Source organism: Streptomyces sp. NPDC091209 (assembly GCF_044757755.1).
In the GTDB taxonomy this organism is placed as follows: Bacteria; Actinomycetota; Actinomycetes; order Streptomycetales; family Streptomycetaceae; genus Streptomyces.
This window is the reverse complement of record NZ_JBIVVR010000006.1, coordinates 560,637-578,585: the sequence shown is the minus strand read 5'-3', so window position 1 is coordinate 578,585 and position 17,949 is coordinate 560,637. Positions and strand designations below refer to the sequence as shown.

Sequence of the window (17,949 nt, the reverse complement as noted above, 5' to 3'; positions counted from 1 at the left end):
GAACTCGGGGCCGGGCCCTTCGTCGTGCTGCCGGGCGGTGCCGGAGCCGACGGCCCCGGCACGGACCTCACGTCTCCTGCGGTTCGAAGTCCCAGAAGGGCCGGTTGCGGGAGCGGGCGGCGATGGTGTGGACGTGCCGGGGGCCCAGCGTGGCGTCCAGGTCGGCGAGGGCTTCCTGTTCCGTCTTCTCGGCCTGGCGGCCGTCCCGCAGGGCGCGCAGGTCGGCGGCGAGGGCGATACGGGCGGAGAGGGTCAGCGGGTGGGTGCGGCCGAGGGTCTCGGTGGCACCGGCGACCGCCCGCCGGCTGAGCGCGGCGGCCCGTTCCGGGTCGCCGACCAGGTTGCGCAGGGCGGAGGCGTTGAGGGCGCAGCCCAGCGTCCAGGGGTGGCTCTCCCCCACGGCCGCGGTCATGTCCGCCAGGGACTGCTCGATGACCACATGGGCCTGGTCCCGTTCGCCGACACTGCGCAGCACGAGGGCGTGGTTGGCGCGGACACCGGCGATGTACGGGTGCCCCTCGGCGAGCATCACCTCGTACCGTGCGACGACGGACTCGCCGAGTTCCCGCGCCTGGTCGATGTCGCCGTGCTCGCGGGTGAAACAGCTCGTGGAGGCGCCGAATCTCAGTGTCTGCGGATCGGTCTCGCCGAGGGCGCGCTCGCAGCGGTCCAGCACCCGGGTGAGCAGGGCGCCCGCCTCGGCGCGGTTCCCGGTGCGGTAGTGGCACAGGGCGAGGTTGTGTTCCGCTTCAAGGGTCTGCGGCGCGTCGGCCCCCATGACGAGACGGTACTCGCGCACGTTCTTGGCCTGGATCGACTCGGCCTCGGTGTAGCGGCCCAGCAGGCGGAGGTCGACAGCGTAGTGGAGCTCGGAGGACAGTGCCCACGGGTGCCGGGCCCGCAAGAGCTGGCGGCGTGCCTCCAGCGTCTTCCGGTCGATGTCCAGTGCCGCTTCGTAGTGGCCGAGCAGACGCAGGGACACCGCCAGGTTGTTCTGGGCACCGAGGGTCCGAGAGTCCTGTTCGCCCAGGAGGTCGCGGTAGGTCAGCACGAGTCGCTGCGAGAGCTGCAGGGACTCGTCGTAGCGGGCCAGGCCGCGCAGGTCCGCGCCGAGGCCGCTGACCGCGCGCAGGTGGTCGAGGTCCTGTTCGCCGCGCTGCTCGCGCAGATGGTCGACGGCGGCGCGCTCGATCGTCTCGGTGCTCCCGTAGTCGCCGACCGCCCGCAGCAGGTTGGCGTAGTGGTGGGTCAGCTCCCAGATCCTCGGGTGGTTCTCCCCGAGGATCTCCCGCCAGGCATCGAGGGCGCGCCGGCCGAGTGTGATGCCCGCCTGGTACTCGCCCGAAATGTACATGTAGCGAAGACAGTTGAAGACCAGCGTCTGGACGGCCGAGTCCTTGCTCCGCAGGACGTCCGCGTACTTCAGATGGGGCACGATCTCCGCGTACGCGGGCCACAGCCGGGTGTCCGTGGGGCGCCGGGGGTCCGCCGCGGCCAGGGCGCGCCGGACCACGTCGATGAACTCGCCGCGGTCCTCGTCGGGCATGTCCTTGTGGACGATCTGGTGGACCATGCGGTGCAGGTACAGGGACTCGCCCGAGGACGCCACCTCGTCGCCGGCCGCCTCGTGGGACTCCAGGCGGACGACGGAGTACTGGCGGAGCTGGTTGATCGCCCTGTTCCACAGCAGCGGGTCGTTGAGCAACCCCGCGATCTGTTCGGGCAGTTGGTCGTGCGGCATGTCCTTCAGAAGGCGTACGGGGATGAAGCCCGGGGCGAAGAAGGTGCACAGGCGCAGCAGGTCGACCGACTCGGGGACGCTGTCGCGGAGTTTGTTCAGCAGTATCGACCACGCGGTCTGGAAGGCGACCGGGAAGTCCGCGGCGACCTTGACGACGTCCTTGTCGATGCCGCCGTCCAGCAGGGCGATGTACTCCTGGACGGACAGGTCCGAGTCGTTGAGCCAGCCGGCCGTCTGGTCCAGGAGGAGAGGCAAGTCCTCCAGCGCGTCGGCGAGTTGGTCGGCCTCGGGTTCGGTGAGGCGGGGCGCGCGGCGGCGGATGAAGGCGACGGACTCGTCGCGGGCGTAGACCGGCACCTCCAGCAGCCTGCTGTTGTGCTCGTTCCACTCGGGGTTGCGCGAGGTGATCAGGACGTGGCCGGGTCCGGTGGGGACGAGGTCGTAGATCTGGTCGGGCTCGTCCGCGCCGTCCAGGATGAGCAGCCAGCGGGAGTACGGGTCGCCGCGGCGCAGCGAGTCGCGTACGGCACGCAGCCGTTCGCCGTACTCCGCGCCGGTGGCGAGCCCCAACTGCGGTGCGAGTTCGGCCAGTCGGCGGCGGTAGGTGACGCGTTTCTCGGCGTTGACCCACCACACAACGTCGTACTCGGAGCCGAAGCGGTAGACGTACTCGGCGGCGAGCTGGGTCTTGCCGACGCCGGACATGCCGTGCAGGGTGACCACGCCGGCGCCCGCCTCGGCGCCCTGGAGCAGGTGGTAGGCGTCGTTCAGGAGCGGCTCGCGGCCGGTGAAGCGGGTGTTGCGGCGCGGTACGCCGCCCCAGACCTCGGGCATGGCGGCGGGGAAGCGGGGGCCGCGCCGGGCGCCCTCGACGGACTCCGGGAGGGGTTCGGAGGGCAGGTCGAGGCGGTCGAGCACGCGGCGCTCGGCCTCGTCGGCGCCCATGTTGTTCAGGTCGACCGCGCCGAGCACGGTGGTGGCCGCCGGTACGGCGCTGTTGGTGACGGAGACGGCCGCGAAGCGGGACGGGTCGGGCGCGACGACCTCGCGCAACGCGGTGTTCCACTCCTCGTGGTTGCGCGGGCCCAGCTGGAAGTACCACTCACTGACGACGATCAGGATCCGGCCCCGGGCGAGTGTCAGGTCGCGCAACAGGTCGACGAGCGGCACCTCGGCCGGGGCGTCCCAGCGCTGGTACACCACGCGATGGCCACGCCGCTCCAGACGGTCCCCGATCCAGGCCGCCCAGGCCCGGTTGAAACCGGCGAAGCTGATGGTGACGGTCTGCCTCGCGGACCCCCTCTCGGCTGGCCCGACCGGCGTACGAGCTCCAGACATGCAGCGGCCTCCCCGCGCGTGATTTTAGAACCGCCGGGAGGGTCGGCGATAGGGCGCCGACGCACGCCGGTCGCTTGCTCCACGGTTCCTTTTCCAAGGTGTTCAGCGACGATCTTGGCGCACCGACCGTCCCGCGTCCGGGAACCGGCTGCTTTCGGCGAGGATGGCTCAATCGAATCGACGCTTGGCGCGTTCGACGGGCGCGCGGGGCGCGTTCGGCGGACCCGGTCCGACTCGGCCGGACCGTCCCGCGCCCCCCTTGTGGTGGGCGGTTCATTCGCCCGGTGCGTGACGCCGGGCCCACAGCGTACGGGCGGCCTGGACGTACGCCGTCGCGCGCGCCGCGTGTCCGCGCGGTGGCGGCCGCTCGGCGAGCCGTTCGTGCACCTCGACCATGCGGTCGACGAACTGGCGTCCCCGCACGGTGAGATCACCCGATCCGACGAGCGCCGGCAGGACGGCCCCGACCTGCTCCTGGTACCGCGCGTGCTGCGCCCAGGCGGCGTCCCGGCGGGCCGGGAGCATGGCGGCGAGGGCGCAGCGCTGGAAGAAGTCCGCGAGCGCGAGATGCGAGTAGGCGCCCTGCAACAGGCCGTCGTACGGGCGGGGATCGGGACGCCACGGCGCGAAGTGGCGCGCCGCAGGGCTCGCGTGATGGAGCGTCACCATGTCGGCGAGTGCGGCGAGTTTGGCGTGCTGGATCTCGTGGACGAGGGTGGCCGCGAACACGGTCGCCGTCGCCGGCGCGCTGCTGAGGACCGCACCGAAGGCCTCGCGCCGGGTGCCGCTGCAACTGCCGCCCGCCCCGCCCGGCCCCGAGCCGGGTGGCGCGGAGAGCGGGACCAGACAACGCAGCAGGGTCACCGCTTCCGCGAGCCGCCGCTCGCCGCCGAGACCGAGCGCCGCCGCTGTGCCCGACCAGGTGTGCAGCCAGTGCTTGCGGTCGGCGTCGTCCAGGGTGACGGGGCCGCTCAGGGTGTCCGGGCGGGGTCCGCCGCGTGCGGTCCGATACGGGTCGAGGTCGTCCAGTGGTACGGCTGCGGAGCCCGGCACCAGACCGGGCAGCGTGTACGCCGACGTCCAGGCCGCGGCCTCCGACCAGGCGCCGGCACCGCTCTGCAGACGAACGACCACGTCCGTCTCGCCGGGCCGCCGGAGCGTCAGCCGCCCCCGCCGGTGCACGACGCCCACCTCCGTGTCCCCGAGACCGGAACCGCCCGTCCGCAGCGCGCCGAGCGTGGGCAGCGTCAGGATGCCGTCGCGGGCGGTCAGCCGTACCGCGTAGGACAGTCCGGAGCGGGCGGCGGCCACGGCGGCGAGCGACCCGAAGTGGGCGAGCGCGCGGGCGGGTTCACGGGTGTCCCGGTCGGGTCGCGGGCCCGTTCCGGAGCCGAGCGCGCGCAGCGCGTCCCGGGCCCACGGGCCGATGAACGGGTGGAGGAGGAGGGCCCGGACGGGGGACACCGGCGGAGGATTCCCGGCCGGCGCGGACCCGCCGTGGCTCCCGGACGTCGGCGCGGAGCGACCTGCCCGGCCGGATCCCGGCGTAGAGCCACCCGCCCCGGCGAACACCGGGGCGGAACCGAACGGCCCCTCGAACACCGGCGCGTGACCACCTCGGCCCCCGGACGTCGGCACGGAACCGTCGGGTCCCGCGTGCGTGGGCGCGGAACCGCCCCGCCCCGCGAACACCGCCGCAGAACCGTACGGTCCCTCGGACACCGGCGGGTGTACCCCTGCCCGGCCAGGTCCCGGCGCGGAACCGTTCGGCCACCCGGATCCCGGATCCCCCTCGTGAGAAGGCCCGTTGAGGCGGGCGGACCGCTCCAGTCGTTCGGCCTCCTCCAGGAGGGCCCAGTCCTCGCGCAACCGGGTCAGGACGGCGGCGGGGCGGACGTCCGGGCCGGCCGACTCGGCCGCGTCGAGGACCGCGCGGAGCAGGAGCAGCCGTCGGGTGTGCTGGTCGCGGACGAGGAGCCCGAGGGTCTCGGGGCCGCCTTCGGTACGGCCGAGTTCGTTCAGGGCCCGTTCCGGGACCGCCGGCAGGATCACGGGACCCCTCCTTCGGAAGCGGTGGGGACGGCGGGGACGGGAACGGCGGGGACGGGGGCGGTGGGGACGGGAACGGCGGCAGGAACGGCTGCGACCCCGGCCAGGCTGCGGGCGACATGGCGGATGAAGTGCTGGAGGTCGGCGCAGTACACGGACGGGTTGGCGAAGCCGTGTCCGGCCCGGTATCGATGCGCGTAGTGTCCGCCGCCGCAGACGGAGAGCAGCGGGCAGGCCCGGCAGCGCGCGGCCAGTGCGGCGGCGCCCGCCTGCCGGGCCGCGACGCCGGGGTGGCGCAGAACCTCGTCGAAACGGTCCCGGAAGACGTCGAGGCCGGTCCTGGCCGCCCCCTCGTAGCAGGACTTGAGGGAGTCGACCTGCTCGATGGAGCCGTCCGTCTCGACGACGACGGCGTCGAAGGGTGCGAGGCCGAGCGACTCGGTGGCGGCGGGCAGCCCGAGGAGCAGCGCGAGGCACTCCTCGAAGAGCCGCACCCGCGTCTCCCGCCGCCCGGCCTGCCACCAGCGGTCGAAGACGGCGCACAGCCAGTCGCCGTAGGGAGTCCCCGAGCCGTCCAAGTGCGGTGGCGGAGCGGACCAGTTGCCGTGCGGGAGCAGCAGGTCGAGGGCGGGCGGTCGCAGCGCGAGCAGTGACTCGTACAGCTCGACCGGGTCCGTGGTGGGGTCGACGACGGTGAGGATCCCGGCGTACGCCTGCGGGCAGTGCTCGGCGATGAGCCGGGCGCCGCGCGCGGCGGCGGGCCAGGACGGGCGTCCGGCGCGGTCGGTGCGCGATGTGTTGTGCTCGGGCAGGCCGCCGTCCAGGCTGATGCCGACGCGGATGGCGTGCCGGGCCAGGACGGTGAGCCGCCGCTCGGTGAGCAGGGTGGCGTTGGTCTGGACGGTGGCGTGCACGGTGCAGTCGTCCGGGACCTGTCGGCGTACGAGGCCGGTGAACCGGGCGAGGGTGTCGACGCCCGCCAGCAGCGGTTCGCCGCCGTGCAGGACCAGGGACAGCGCTGTCATGCCGTGCGTGCGGGCGTGTTCGCCGATCCTGTGCGCCGTCCGGTCCAGTACGCCGGGAGAGGCGGCGGCGGGTCGGGCGCGCCAGGTGTGGTCGGGGCCCTCGTAGAGGTAGCAGTAGCGGCAGGCGAGGTTGCACCGGCCGTGCATCTTGACGATGAACTGCCGGAAGGGGAACGGCGGTTCAGGTGAAGCCGGTTCAAGCGAGTGCGGTTCGGGGAGGGTCGGTTCGGGGGACGGGATCGGGGAGGTCACCTCTGCAGACACTCCGGCACCCCCATGACGTACGGCCGCGCGATCCCACGCCGCGAACCGCTCCACGGCCCCCTGCCCGTACCCGGCGGCATTCCCGGGCGCGGGCGGGACACAAACGCCGCCCCATCGAAATTGTCCGGTTCATTCACCAGGGCGGACCGGAAGTGGCCGCTCGTGAGCGACGGTTGACCGGGCCGTCGCTCACTCCGCCGCTCAGAAAGCGTTGTTGAACCCCCAAAGAATCTCGCTCGGCTGTCCTGAGCGCGCCCGCAGATCGGCCAGCACCTCTTCCAGCACCGGGTGTTGGACGGTCCGCAGCTCCGCCAGGTCCAGGTCCAGCAGATCGGGGAGCTCCGCCGGGGGTTCCTGCGCCGGGCCCGGCGTCCGCGAGGGGTCCGATGCCTGCGAAGGGTCCGGGTCCTTCGACGGGTCCGGGTCCTTCGACGGGTCCGGCGGCCACGTCAGCCGCTCCCCCGCGACACCGCGGTCCAGTGCCCCGTCCAGTGCCCCGTCCCGTGCGTCGGCCTGTGCGTCGTCCCGTACGCCCATGTCTTCCCCCTCACCTTCGCTGACTCCGCCCCGGCGGCCGCCGGCGGGCGCTCCTCACTCCAGTTCGGCCAGCCGCTGCGCCGTCTGCCGGGCCGTCGGCTCACCCGTGCTCACGACACCGTCCGGGAGCCTGGACCACTCGGTCCGGGCGGCCCGGTAGGCCTCGCGCGCGGCACGCGGACGCGCCGCCGCCTCGTAGGACATACCCCGCCAGTGCTGCGCCCGAGCACCCAGTTCCACGGCCTCCTGACGCGCGCGCTCCGTCTCCGCCTCCTCCTCGGCCTCGCGCGCCGACTCCGCCGCGGCCCGGAAGGCGTCGACGGCCTCGTCGAGCCGGGCCTTGCGGCCGAGACTCTGGTACGCCTCGAACTGCGCCTGTCCGAGCTCCAGCCAGCAGCGGGCGGTGATCAGCGGTGGACCCTCCTCCAGCGCCGCGAGCCCGAAGAGGTGCTCGGCCTCCCGCAGGTCCACCCTGTCGCCGCGGGCCCGGTAGCGCAGCATCAGCGCGCGGCCGAGCAGCAGCAGGCGGTGGGCCAGCCCGGCACTGCCCGCCGCGGTCTCGGTACGGCAGTCGCGCAGCACCCGGATCGCCCGGGACAACGATGCGCGCGGGGCGGGTCCGTCGTCCAGCACCGCGCGCCGCAGCAGCACCTCGCCCCATTCGGCGAGGACGTCGGCGTGCGCGGGGGCGTCCCGGGGCACGCCGCGGGACGCCTGCTCGAACCGCGCGGCGGCGTCCTGGAGTTCGCGCGGGTCGCCCGAGTCCGCGTACCGGGCGGTGTGGATGCGCCCGGCGCGCACCAACAGGGCGGACCGCAGCCCCTGTTCGCGGGCCAGCCCCAGCGCCTCGTCGACATGGGCCTGGGCGTCGTCCAGCTCGCCGCCCGACCTCAGGAGCGCGTCCACGAGGTCGAGGAGGATGCGGACGCGTGAGGAGTCACCGGCGACCGCGGGCGGGTCCTCGGGGCCGGTCTCCAGCGCGGCACGCAGGGAGTGCGCGCCCTGTTCCGCGTACAGCCTGGCCTGTTCGTGGTCGGCCGTGGCGCCCGACAGACGCAGCAGGACCCGGCCGTGGGCGAGCGGGAGTTCGGACGGGCGGCTGCGCCGGTCGGGCCAGGCGTCGGCGAACGCCTCCAGCATGCCGACCGCGCCCTGGAGGAGCGCGCTGTCGCCGCCCAGGCGCCACTGTGCCTCCAGCGCCCGTACCCGCTCCAGTGTGAGCCGCAGGGCCTCGGTGGCGTCCAGGTCGGGCGCGGCGCAGGCCACCGCGTACTCGCGGTCGGCGCGTTGCAGCAGGTCGAGGGCGCCGCGCCGGTCGCCGCGCCGCCTGCGGTCGGTAGCGGCGGCGTGCAGCACCCGGGCCAGGACGGCCCGTTCGCGCACGGCCCGGGGGTGCGCGACGGCGCGCTCCGCGGCCGCCTCCGCCTCGCGCAGCAGCTCCGCGCCGCCCTGCACCTCCCACAGCAGCAGCACGCAGTTGGCGTATTCGGCCCACAGTTCCGGGTCGGCGCCGGGGACCCGTTCGTGTTCGGTGGCGCCGCGCAGCAGTTGTACGGCGTCGATGAGGTCCTGCACCATGCCGTCGCTGCCGAACTGGCGGGCCAGCGAGCGGGCCCGGAGCACGGCGGGGTGGGTCGGCCGCTCGTCGGGCAGGTCGTCGCCGCCGCGGGCCGGCACGTAGATCGCGAAGTGTTCCGGCAGCGGCATGAAACGCTCCAGTACTCGTGCGGCGACCTCGGCGAAGGGCTGTGGGACGAGGGTGGCGCCGCCGTTGTCGCCGTTCTCGCCCGGGTATCCGGCACCGGGTGTGTACGGCCGTCCGGAGCCGCCCTCGCCGAGCTGCGCGAGCGCCAGGGCGGGGAAGTTGGGGCCGCCCTTGCCGAAGCGGTACTCGATGTACTCGGAGCAGTGCTTGAGCACCAGCATGGCCTCGTCGAGGCCCAGTGGGGACAGGAGGGCTTCCCGCGCGCCGGGCGCGAACTCGTACCACTGGGTGCCGTCCGCGCCGTACTCCTCGGCCTTGGCGCGCGAGACCAGGCCGCTGAGCAGGACTTCGGCCAGTTCGGAGGGCCCGGAGTCGGGGAGCATGGTGCGCTGGACGAGCTGCATCACGGGAAGGCTGAGCGGGGCCGCGGCCAGATAGCCGGCGAGCCGCCCGGCGGCCTTGGAGGCGTTGGAGCGGAACCGGCTCACCAGTTCGAGCCCGGACATCCGACGTCCGGGGCGGGTGCTCCGGGAGGGCTCGTGGTGGTGGCGCACCCAGCCGACGGCGCCGGCCACGGGTCCCGCGCCGGCCCCGGACAGCAGCCGTGCCCAGGCGCCGAGCGCGGCGGGCTCGGGCGGCAGGACGGGCACCGGGAGAGCGCCGTCGCGGGCCTCCGGCGGGGTTCCGGCGGGCAACCGGACCTTCAGTGTGGCGGCGCCCGCGAGGGCCTCACCGCGGGTGAGTTCGCCGTACGACACCGGAAGCCGGGTGCGGTTCCACATGCGCTGCGGCAGCGGCTGGAGCACGGCGGCGGGGCCGAGCCGGGACAGGTGGTGCAGCAGCCGGTGGGCGTGGCCGCTGTGCCACAGGGGCCCCGCGCAGTCGCTGACGAGGAGGGTGACGCGACGGCCCGTCGGATCGCTCAGCCGGTCGGCGGAGTGCAGGGGGGCCGCGCCGGGCTCGGGGCGGCGGCTGACGGCGGGCTCTCCGTCCGGGCCCTCGTGGAGGTGGCTGACCTGGATGTCCCAGAAGGCGCCCAACCGGCCGAAGACCTGCTCCAGTTCGGCGAACATCCGGTCCCACACGCGCATCGACGAGGAGGAGTCCATGACCAGCTGGAGCGCGGCGTCGGCCCGGGTCACCCCGCGGAACACCGGCAGGACCAATCCGCCCGCCCGAGCGCTGAGTTCGGCGGTCGCGGTCTCGTCGAGGACGGTCCGCAGGGGCGGCGCCGCGGTCCGGTAGCCCTGCAACGGCCGCAACGCGCGCTGGAGTTCGAGCGGGGCCGGGAACGCGGGCGCGGCCGGTACACCGACCGGCAGCACCGCCGACCGGCCCTGTCCGTACCCGCGCGGCGCGCCGTCCCGGGGCACCGGGTACAGCGCGACGCGCCGGTCCGCCTGCGCCTCCGTGTCCGGCCGGGACCGCTCGGGCCGGTCGCCGGGCGGCGGCCGTTCGGCGCCGGGCGGGTCCGGGCGCCCGGGAACGGGGTCGTCGCCCGCCGCCGTCCGGCCGGCCGGTGGCGCGCTCCCCGGCTCGCTCCCGACCGTGTCCGTCCGGTGCGAGAAACGTGCCAGCCAGAGCGTGTCGGCGAGTTGCCGGGCATCGGGATCCAGCCCGATCTGCCGCAGCCGGGCTATGAGTTCGGCGATCGGGTCGCCGCCGGGCATCAGCGCGTCACCTCGGGCGGTCGAGTCGCTGGATGAGCAGGTCCGCGAGCCGGTCGCGGCTCGGCGGGGCGGCCGCGTCGGTGAGGTAGATGGCGTTCAACAACTGGTCCGCGGCGACGAGTTCGCTGCGCGAGCGCTCCAGGAAGTGGGTGATCAGATCGTCCCCGGCCCGCGCCGCCTCGTCGCCCAGGTGGGCGCGTACGAAGGTGGCGAGCCGCTTGTGGTCCGGGCGGCCCAGTTCGAGGTGGATGCAGCGGCGCATCAGCGGGGCGGGGAAGTCGCGCTCGCCGTTGCTGGTGAGCACCACGAAGGGGAAGGCACGGCAGCGCACCCGGCCGTCGCGCACCCGCGCCTTGGTGCCGTCGGCGGTGAGCACCTCGGCCTCGCCGCCGGGCAGCCGGTCGGCGACGCGCTCCAGCTCGGGGATGGCGAACTCGCCCTCCTCCAGGACGTTCAGGAGGTCGTTGGGCAGGTCGATGTCGCTTTTGTCCAGCTCGTCGATGAGCAGCACGCGCGGGGTGTCGGAGGGCAGCAGCGCGGTGCCGAGCGGGCCGAGCCGGATGTAGCTGCCGATGCCCTCGACGGAGCCGGGGGCGCCGGGCGCGGCCGGGTCGGCGCCCGGCGGCGCGGCGATCTGCACGTCCTGGAGCCGGGCGATCGCGTCGTAATGGTAGAGCCCGTCCTGCAGCGTCGACCGGCTGACGATCGGCCAGCGCAGGACGTTGCCCAGACCGAGTTCGTACGCCACCGAGTGCGCGAGCGTGCTCTTGCCCGCGCCGGGGCTGCCGGTGACGAGCAGCGGGCGGCGCAGATAGAGCGCCGCGTTGATCATTTCGAGTTCCTCGGCGCCCGGCCTGTGCAGTTCGGCCAGATGCCGGTGCGCGCCCAGCCTGCGGTCCTCGGAGCCGTCGCCGTCGGATCCGGCGGCGTCCCGGCTCGCGAAGTCGCGCCAGGGCGGCGGGGCGGGAAGGCGGTTCAGGCCGTCGTGGGGTTCGCCGGCGCCTCGGTAGATGAGCCACTCGCTGGATTCGGTCATTGCCCAGTCCTCGTCGTCACTCGTCCACCACGGCAGCCGTCGATCGTCGCCTCACCGTATCGACCCCCGAAGGGCCTCGTAAGGTCCCAAGAGGGGCTCATAGCAGCCCACTTCGGCCTGGTTCGAGCGTCGCGCGACACCGGGTCCGCGGATGCGGTCATGGCGCCTCCAGCAGGTCCCCGGTCCCGGGCAGGGGCCGGCGCGGGTCGTCGTAGAACAGGGCGATCCCGTCGGCCCAGTAGGTCTCCGGCCGGCCCTCGCGCAGCCCGGCCCGCAGGGCGTGCACCAGTTCGGGGAGCCGGTCCGCGCGGCCCGCGCCCGCCACCGTGTCGCCGGCCCTTCGGTGGAACTCGCCGCAGACCGCGTCGGACTGCCCGCGCCAGCGCCGCCACAGCGCGACGCCGTACCCGCCGTGCACGATCCGTACGAGCGCCACCGGGTCGTCCTCGAAGCGGTGGTCGCCGTAGCGGCAGAGCACCGGGACGGTCTTGTGCGGCAGCCCGCGCAACGACTCCGCCGCCGGTACGGGTACCCGCAACCCGTCCTCGCAGTCGAGGACTTCGGCCTGCGCGCCATGCGCGTGGATCCACCGCCAGCGGGCCTCCCGCTCGTGCTGCTCCTCGTCGGCGGGGAGCTGCTTTCCCGCCGGGGCCGTCGCGTCGGCCGGCTCGGGAAGCTGTTCCCGGTCGGCGCAGCGCACGACGACGGGCCGGTGCGCGCCGAGCGGCGGCTCGCCGGGCCCGAACCGCCAGGCGTCGACGTCGAGTCCGAGCAGCAGATGGGGCAGCGCGACCTGGAGGTCGGCGGGCCGCCCGGGTTCGTCGCACTGGCGGAAGGCCTCCGCCAGCGGCGGTCCGAGAACGGCCGGCAGGTCCTCCAGCGGGGCGCGCTCGCCGTCGCGCAGTCGCACCACCTCCCCGGTCGGCCGGCCCACCGAGACGTGCCAGTCGCAGCGGCCCGGCTCCCAGCCGAGCTGTTCCAGTTCGAGCAGCACGAAGAGACGGGGCGCACGGTCGGCGCTGTGCGCGGTGCCGTGCGCCGTCTCTGCTTCCGCCGCCGACGGGCCACGAGGCGCCAACCGGAGCCGCTCGATCCACTGTTGGCCGAGGCGGCGCCGGTAGGCGGGGCCCGGCCTGCCCTCGGCGGTCTGCCGCACCCACTCCCACAGGGCCCGCTCGGCGGCCTGCGTGCCGGGCGTGACGAAGGGGCGTTCGGCGGACATGGCCAGCATCGCGTAGTCGAGGACGAGGTCCAGGGAGGCGTCGTGCCGCGAGCTCTCGTACAGCGCCCCTAGACCGTCGCGCCAGCCGCGCGGCGCCGGATGCGGGATCGCGGTCCGGTCCCCGACCAGGGATTCGAGCAGGCCGAGCAGGGCGCGGGTACTGACCGGCGGCGGCAGATCGGCGAGCCTGCCGAGCAGCTGGGTCCGCTCCTCGGGGCTGAGCGCGCGGCCGGGCCGGGCGCCGAGCTGGTTCTGGACGTCGGCCCAGGTGCTGCGGTCGGTGTCCGGATGGCGCTGCCGGTCCCGGTGGTAGCGGTCGTGGGCGTGGAAGACGGCGTGATAGCTGTCGTCGTGCTCGGCCCGGATCTCCTCGGGCGGTACCGGCAGGGACCGTAACTGTTCCACCCCCGTGCAGGTGCCGCCGAGCCCCCGGTCCGTACGCGACTTCAGGACACCGACGACCTCACCGCGTACGGGGTCGACGACCGGTCCGCCCGAGACGCCGGGCGGCAGCACATCGCCGCCCAGCCGGATCTGCTCGTCGTCGGACCAGCCGCCGAGCGTGCCCTGCACCGTGCAGGTGCCGCTCAGTCTGCGCAGCTCCCCGCCCACCACGGACCAGCCGGAGTAGAGGACGGCCGCCTCCTCGTAGTAGGCGGCGGGGCGTTCGGTGACATAGGCGCAGTCGTGGTCCACCGGCTCGCGCAGCCGCACGAGCGCGAGGTCGGGGGACGGCCAGGTGCCCCGCACCGGGAGCTCGACGCGGTCCGGGAGGGCCGTCGCGACCTCGCCGGCGACGGCGGACGTACCCCGGCCCGGCCCTGTCTCGTACACCACCGTCACTTTGTCCCCCTCCCCGCTCCGGACCACGTGCGCGCAGGTCAGAACCCAGTTCGGAGCGATGAAGAAACCGCTCCCGAGGAACGTGCCGGGTTCGTCGAGGGCATACCCGGAGCCCGCGCGATGGATGCGCACGGTGGCGGCCATGACGAGATCACGCAGCGCACGGTGAGCGTTCCCGGGGCCGCCCGGTGCGCCCGGGGCGTGCCCGTCCGTCATGCTCCGCCCCCGCCGGAGGTGTCGGTGGCGCCGCCGTGCGCCGGGGCGCCGGGAGACGCGCCCGCGTGCGGGGCGGCTCCGGTCTCCTCCAGGTCCGGCGGGCCGCCGTTCCAGGTCAGCGTCACCGTGATGCCCGCCTTGGCCTCGCCGTCCGCGAGCAGCCCGACCACCTTGCCGGCCTTCGCCGTCAGCTCGATGCCGAACTCGACGCTGACCTCGTCGGGTCGCACCGCGCGCAGGGGCGCGGCGAGCGAGCGCGCGACACTGGTGATCACCGAGTGCAGGCTCTCGACCTGCGCCTCCACGCGCTCTCCGAAGCCGACGTCCGTCAGGAACAGCTCGCCGCCCGGCTCCTCCAGTTCCTCGGCCCCCGAGATCCGGGCCCACACCGGTGTTCCGTCGGGCATCTCGATCCGTGCGATGCGCGTCACCGCGTCACTCATGGCATCCCCCGTTCCCCACGCCCCCGTGGTGTCCCCACGCCCCCGTGGCCGACCTTGCAGGCTAGCCGCAGGGGGTCGCCCGCGACAGAGGCCCTCCACCGGTCCCGTGCCCCCGCCTATCCTTTTCCCATTCCCAGCGTTCCACTTCCCTTTCACCCACGGAGCACCATCCATGTACTTCACCGACCGCGGCATCGAGGAACTTGAGAAGCGGCGCGGCGAGGAAGAGGTCACCTTCGAGTGGCTCGCCGAGCAGTTGCGTACGTTCGTCGACCTCAACCCTGACTTCGAGGTACCGGTGGAACGGCTGGCGACCTGGCTGGCCCGGCTGGACGACGAGGACGAGGACGAGGAGTAGCCCCTCCGGCGCGCCTCCGGTACGGGGCGACCGGGTCCCGGACGGTCCTCCTGTCCCGGGTCCCGCGTGACCGGGTCCCCGGAACACGGCGGCTCGGCACCCGGAGCCGCGGGCCCTCTCCGGCGGGACGGCGAGCCCGTCAGTCGTAGGCGCGCAGGTGGTCGTACGCCAGGGCCAGGGCGCCGCGGATCATCAGGACCGCGCCGGCGACGGTCCAGCCGCCACTGTGGCGCCGTACCCCCCACGCGGTGAGCGGGAGGCCGACGGCCAGTTGCGCCACCGCGAGGGTGCGCGCCCTCGGGCCGCGCAGCCAGGGCCCGAGACCACCGCTCTCCACGACGTCGAGCTCGGCGCCCACGGCGGCACGCCAGCCGGTCCACTCGATCTGCTCGGCGTCCGGCCGGATCCGGACCGCGTCACGGAGCCGCTCCATGGGTTCCCCGGGATCGAGTCCGGGCGGAAGCAGCACTCCCGCGCGCGCGAGGACGGCGAGCAGCCCCGTCACGCGCGCGTGGGCGTCGGCCGCCGGATCGGGCCGCGTCAGCGGTTCCAGGGCCTGCATGTCGAGCACCGGGTCGAGGCCGAGACGGGCGGCGAAGGTGCGCATCGCCTCGTCCTCGCCGACCGGGGTGCCGTTCGCCAGCCATTCGTAGCCCACGGTGCGACGGAATCCCGAGGCGAGGGTGAAGCCGCTGCGGTCGGTGTCCCACCACAGGGCGAGGACGGGCCAGGGGGCGCCGACGGCGAGCGCCGTGGCCCAGCCGGTGAGCACCCGGTCGACGGGTTCCGCGCCGTCCCGCCAGGGCCCGCCCTCGGGAACCAGCACGCTCCACTCGGGCCCGGCCCCGGCGAGCAGCATCCGCTCGCGCAGCAGCTGTGCGGCGGGACCGGCCGACTCGGGACGGGCCCGGCACAGCAGCACGGCCCCGGGGGCCTGGACCGGGTGATCGTCCCGGGGCGCACCGGAGGCAGTCGACATAGCCCCACTTTAGGGCGATTTGCCCACTTCAACGCGCCAATGATCCCCAGAACGGGTGTCTTGACTTTCCGCATCCGCGATATATCGTGAATAACGGAAGACGCGATATGGCGCGTCGAACTCGGACTCGTGTCGGGGTCCGGTCCGGTCGAGGAGGTCTGCACCATGTCCGAGTGGTCCGTGACAGAGCCGAAGAAGCTCTCCTTCGACGGCCCCGTGCAGACGCTGCACGTACGCATCGTCAACGGAACAGTGAACGTCGTGGGGACCGACGAGGGTTCCGCCCGGCTGGAGGTCTCCGAACTGGACGGCCCCCCGCTCCAGGTGACCCAGGAGAACGGCACGCTCACGGTGGCCTACGAGGACCTTCCCTGGAAGGGCTTCCTCAAGTGGCTCGACCGGAAGGGCTGGCGCCGTGCGGCGGTGGTCTCGCTGGCCGTCCCGACCGGGACGCACGTCGAGCTGGGCGTGGTCGGCGCCGCCGCCGTGGTCTCCGGGGTGGACGGAAAGGTCCAGGTGCGGGGCGTCACCGGTGACACCACACTCGTCCGCGTCGCCGGCCCCGTGCGCGTGGAGACCGTCTCCGGGAACCTGGAGGCCCAGGCCGTCACCGGCGACCTCCGCTTCAACTCGGTCTCCGGCGACCTGACCGTCGTCGAGGGCTCCGGCTCCTCCGTGCGGGCCGAATCGGTGAGCGGCTCGATGATCGTGGACCTGGACGCCGCGGGTGCGCCCACCGACGTCCAGTTGTCGAACGTCTCGGGCGAGATCGCCATTCGGCTCCCGCACCCGGCGGACGCGGAGGTCGAGGCCAACACCGCGAGCGGCAGCGTCTCCAGCGCCTTCGAGGACCTGCGGGTCAACGGCCAGTGGGGCGCCAAGAAGATCACCGGCCGCCTCGGCGCGGGCAACGGCAGGCTGAAGGCGATGACCGTCTCGGGCTCCATCGCCCTGCTGCGCAGGCCCCCCACGGAGGACGAGTCGTACGAGGACGCCCCGAAGCCTCGGGACACGGCCGTGTCGACCGGCCCGGAGGACACAGTGGACGGCACCGCGGACGGCCCGGCGGACATCGTGGCGGACGAGACCGCGGCCAGCGCCGCGGACAACGGTGCCGCCGAGAGCGGTCCGGTCGACACCACGACCGATGGCACCGTGACCGATGGCATCGCGACCGATGGCACTGCGGCTGACGGCAGCACGACCGACGGCACCGCGACCGACAAGAAGGTGCTCTGACATGGCTCCCGTCTTCGCCCACGGCCGACTGCGCCTGTACCTCCTCAAGCTGCTCGACGAGGCGCCGCGCCACGGGTACGAGGTGATCCGCCTCCTGGAGGAGCGCTTCCAGGGCCTGTACGCACCCTCGGCGGGCACCGTCTACCCCCGGCTGGCGAAGCTGGAGGCCGAAGGACTCGTCACGCACACCTCCGAGGGCGGCCGCAAGGTGTACGCGATCACCGACGCGGGCCGGGCCGAACTGGCCGACCGCAGCGGCGAACTGGCCGATCTGGAGCTGGAGATCCGCGAGTCGGTCGCGGAGCTCGCCGCGGAGATCCGCGCGGACGTACGGGGCGCGGCCGGTGACCTGCGCCGCGAGATGCGGGCGGCGGCCACGGAGGCGCGGCACGGCTCCGCGGACGGCACGCGGGCGAAACAGCAGGACACCACGGCGGGCGGGTTCGGCGGCCTCGACGACTTCCAGGACAAGGAGGCGTGGCGGGCGGCGAAGGAGGAGATGCGGCGCGTCCGGCAGGAGTGGAAGGAACAGGCCCGCCGCGCGAAGGACGAGAGCCGCCGCGCCCGCGACGAGGCGCAGCGTGCCCGCCGTCAGGCCAAGGAGGCGCAGGAGAAGGCCCGCGCGCAGGCTCAGGAGGAGATGCAGCGCATGGCCAAGCACGTCCAGGACCAGGTCCAGGACCACTTCGCGCGCGGCGACTGGCCGACGGGGGTCCGCGAGGGACTCACCGAACTGGCCAAGGAGTTCGGCGACTTCGGGAAGAACTTCGGCAAGGACCTGGGGAAGGAGTTCGGCAAGGAGTTCGGCTTCGGCCGGGCGCCCTCCGGAGCACCCCCGGAGCCGGAGCACTCGGCCACCCCGGAGGACTTCCCCGCGGAGTACGAACCCGCCTGGGCGCACGAGGACCCCACCGGCAACCCCGGCCGCGACCTGGACCGCCTGCTGGACCGCTTTCGCGACGACATCCGCGACGCGTCCCGCGACCACGGGGTCACGGAGGATCAGCTCCGGGACGTCCGCCACCACTTGTCGACGGCGGCGGCCCACATCGGATCGACGTTGCGGAGCAAGCGGCTGTAACGTCCGGGACGCTTCTCACCGGGGGCGACCGAACCGGCGGGGCTCACCGCATGAGCCCCGCCGACCTCCGCCGACCTCCGCCGACCGTGCCCGGCGCGCCCGGCGTGCCCGGCGTGCCCGGCGTGCCCGGCGTGCCCGGCGTGCCCGGCGTGCCCGGCGTGCCCGGCGTGCCCGGCGTGCCCGGCGTGCCCGGCGTGCCCGGC

The 17,949-nt window shown here is 74.0% G+C and carries 12 protein-coding genes; 3 read left to right on the top strand and 9 right to left on the bottom strand.

From position 1 onward, the window contains the following. Positions 1-67: 67 nt before the first annotated feature. The 8 genes from fxsT to ACIQRL_RS20815 form a co-directional block, all read right to left on the bottom strand. Positions 68-3,079: an FxSxx-COOH system tetratricopeptide repeat protein gene (gene fxsT, locus ACIQRL_RS20850; RefSeq protein WP_401333259.1), complete on the bottom strand. Its 3,012-nt coding sequence runs from the start codon at positions 3,077-3,079 to the stop codon at positions 68-70. 273 nt (positions 3,080-3,352) lie between these two features. Further along, positions 3,353-5,131 (bottom strand): aKG-HExxH-type peptide beta-hydroxylase, encoded by a 1,779-nt coding sequence (locus tag ACIQRL_RS20845; RefSeq protein WP_401333257.1) that lies wholly within the window; start codon positions 5,129-5,131, stop codon positions 3,353-3,355. Next, positions 5,128-6,300 (bottom strand): FxsB family cyclophane-forming radical SAM/SPASM peptide maturase, encoded by a 1,173-nt coding sequence (locus ACIQRL_RS20840; protein WP_401333409.1) that lies wholly within the window; start codon positions 6,298-6,300, stop codon positions 5,128-5,130. Before ACIQRL_RS20840 ends, ACIQRL_RS20845 begins: the two co-directional genes overlap by 4 nt. A 318-nt stretch (positions 6,301-6,618) precedes the next feature. Continuing rightward, a complete protein-coding gene (gene fxsA / locus ACIQRL_RS20835) occupies positions 6,619-6,954 on the bottom strand; it encodes an FxSxx-COOH cyclophane-containing RiPP peptide (protein WP_401333254.1) in 336 nt (111 codons plus the stop codon). A gap of 54 nt (positions 6,955-7,008) precedes the next feature. Further along, positions 7,009-10,329 (bottom strand): SAV_2336 N-terminal domain-related protein, encoded by a 3,321-nt coding sequence (locus tag ACIQRL_RS20830; RefSeq protein WP_401333251.1) that lies wholly within the window; start codon positions 10,327-10,329, stop codon positions 7,009-7,011. A gap of 7 nt (positions 10,330-10,336) precedes the next feature. Next, a complete protein-coding gene (locus ACIQRL_RS20825) occupies positions 10,337-11,365 on the bottom strand; it encodes an AAA family ATPase (protein ID WP_401333248.1) in 1,029 nt (342 codons plus the stop codon). Between the two features lie 157 nt (positions 11,366-11,522). Beyond that, positions 11,523-13,646, bottom strand: a complete 2,124-nt coding sequence (locus ACIQRL_RS20820) for a trypsin-like peptidase domain-containing protein (protein ID WP_401333246.1) — start codon at positions 13,644-13,646, stop codon at positions 11,523-11,525. Then, positions 13,643-14,089 carry a CU044_2847 family protein gene (locus tag ACIQRL_RS20815; protein ID WP_401333244.1) on the bottom strand — a complete coding sequence of 149 codons (447 nt, stop codon included), beginning with the start codon at positions 14,087-14,089 and terminating at the stop codon, positions 13,643-13,645. Before ACIQRL_RS20815 ends, ACIQRL_RS20820 begins: the two co-directional genes overlap by 4 nt. Positions 14,090-14,261: 172 nt before the next feature. Between ACIQRL_RS20815 and ACIQRL_RS20810 the strand changes: the two genes are divergently transcribed. Continuing rightward, on the top strand, positions 14,262-14,447 hold the full coding sequence (locus ACIQRL_RS20810; protein ID WP_030190019.1) for a DUF6104 family protein: 186 nt from the start codon (positions 14,262-14,264) through the stop codon (positions 14,445-14,447). 139 nt (positions 14,448-14,586) lie between these two features. Here ACIQRL_RS20810 and ACIQRL_RS20805 read toward each other — a convergent pair whose 3' ends face one another. Next, the gene (locus tag ACIQRL_RS20805) at positions 14,587-15,426 is read right to left on the bottom strand and encodes a hypothetical protein (RefSeq protein WP_401333242.1); all 840 of its coding nucleotides are present in this window, start codon (positions 15,424-15,426) and stop codon (positions 14,587-14,589) included. Positions 15,427-15,591: 165 nt separating this feature from the next. Between ACIQRL_RS20805 and ACIQRL_RS20800 the strand changes: the two genes are divergently transcribed. Next, positions 15,592-16,665: a DUF4097 family beta strand repeat-containing protein gene (locus ACIQRL_RS20800; protein ID WP_401333241.1), complete on the top strand. Its 1,074-nt coding sequence runs from the start codon at positions 15,592-15,594 to the stop codon at positions 16,663-16,665. 1 nt (position 16,666) lies between these two features. After that, the gene (locus ACIQRL_RS20795; protein WP_401333238.1) at positions 16,667-17,746 is read left to right on the top strand and encodes a helix-turn-helix transcriptional regulator; all 1,080 of its coding nucleotides are present in this window, start codon (positions 16,667-16,669) and stop codon (positions 17,744-17,746) included. Positions 17,747-17,949 lie beyond the last annotated feature (203 nt).

Coding starts and splice junctions, on each gene's coding strand:
- fxsT (WP_401333259.1), bottom strand. CDS start 3,079: ATGTCTGGAGCTCGTACGCCGGTCGGGCCAGCCGAGAGGGGGTCCGCG.
- ACIQRL_RS20840 (WP_401333409.1), bottom strand. CDS start 6,300: ATGCACGGCCGGTGCAACCTCGCCTGCCGCTACTGCTACCTCTACGAG.
- fxsA (WP_401333254.1), bottom strand. CDS start 6,954: ATGGGCGTACGGGACGACGCACAGGCCGACGCACGGGACGGGGCACTG.
- ACIQRL_RS20830 (WP_401333251.1), bottom strand. CDS start 10,329: ATGCCCGGCGGCGACCCGATCGCCGAACTCATAGCCCGGCTGCGGCAG.
- ACIQRL_RS20825 (WP_401333248.1), bottom strand. CDS start 11,365: ATGACCGAATCCAGCGAGTGGCTCATCTACCGAGGCGCCGGCGAACCC.
- ACIQRL_RS20820 (WP_401333246.1), bottom strand. CDS start 13,646: ATGACGGACGGGCACGCCCCGGGCGCACCGGGCGGCCCCGGGAACGCT.
- ACIQRL_RS20815 (WP_401333244.1), bottom strand. CDS start 14,089: ATGAGTGACGCGGTGACGCGCATCGCACGGATCGAGATGCCCGACGGA.
- ACIQRL_RS20810 (WP_030190019.1), top strand. CDS start 14,262: ATGTACTTCACCGACCGCGGCATCGAGGAACTTGAGAAGCGGCGCGGC.
- ACIQRL_RS20805 (WP_401333242.1), bottom strand. CDS start 15,426: ATGTCGACTGCCTCCGGTGCGCCCCGGGACGATCACCCGGTCCAGGCC.
- ACIQRL_RS20800 (WP_401333241.1), top strand. CDS start 15,592: ATGTCCGAGTGGTCCGTGACAGAGCCGAAGAAGCTCTCCTTCGACGGC.
- ACIQRL_RS20795 (WP_401333238.1), top strand. CDS start 16,667: ATGGCTCCCGTCTTCGCCCACGGCCGACTGCGCCTGTACCTCCTCAAG.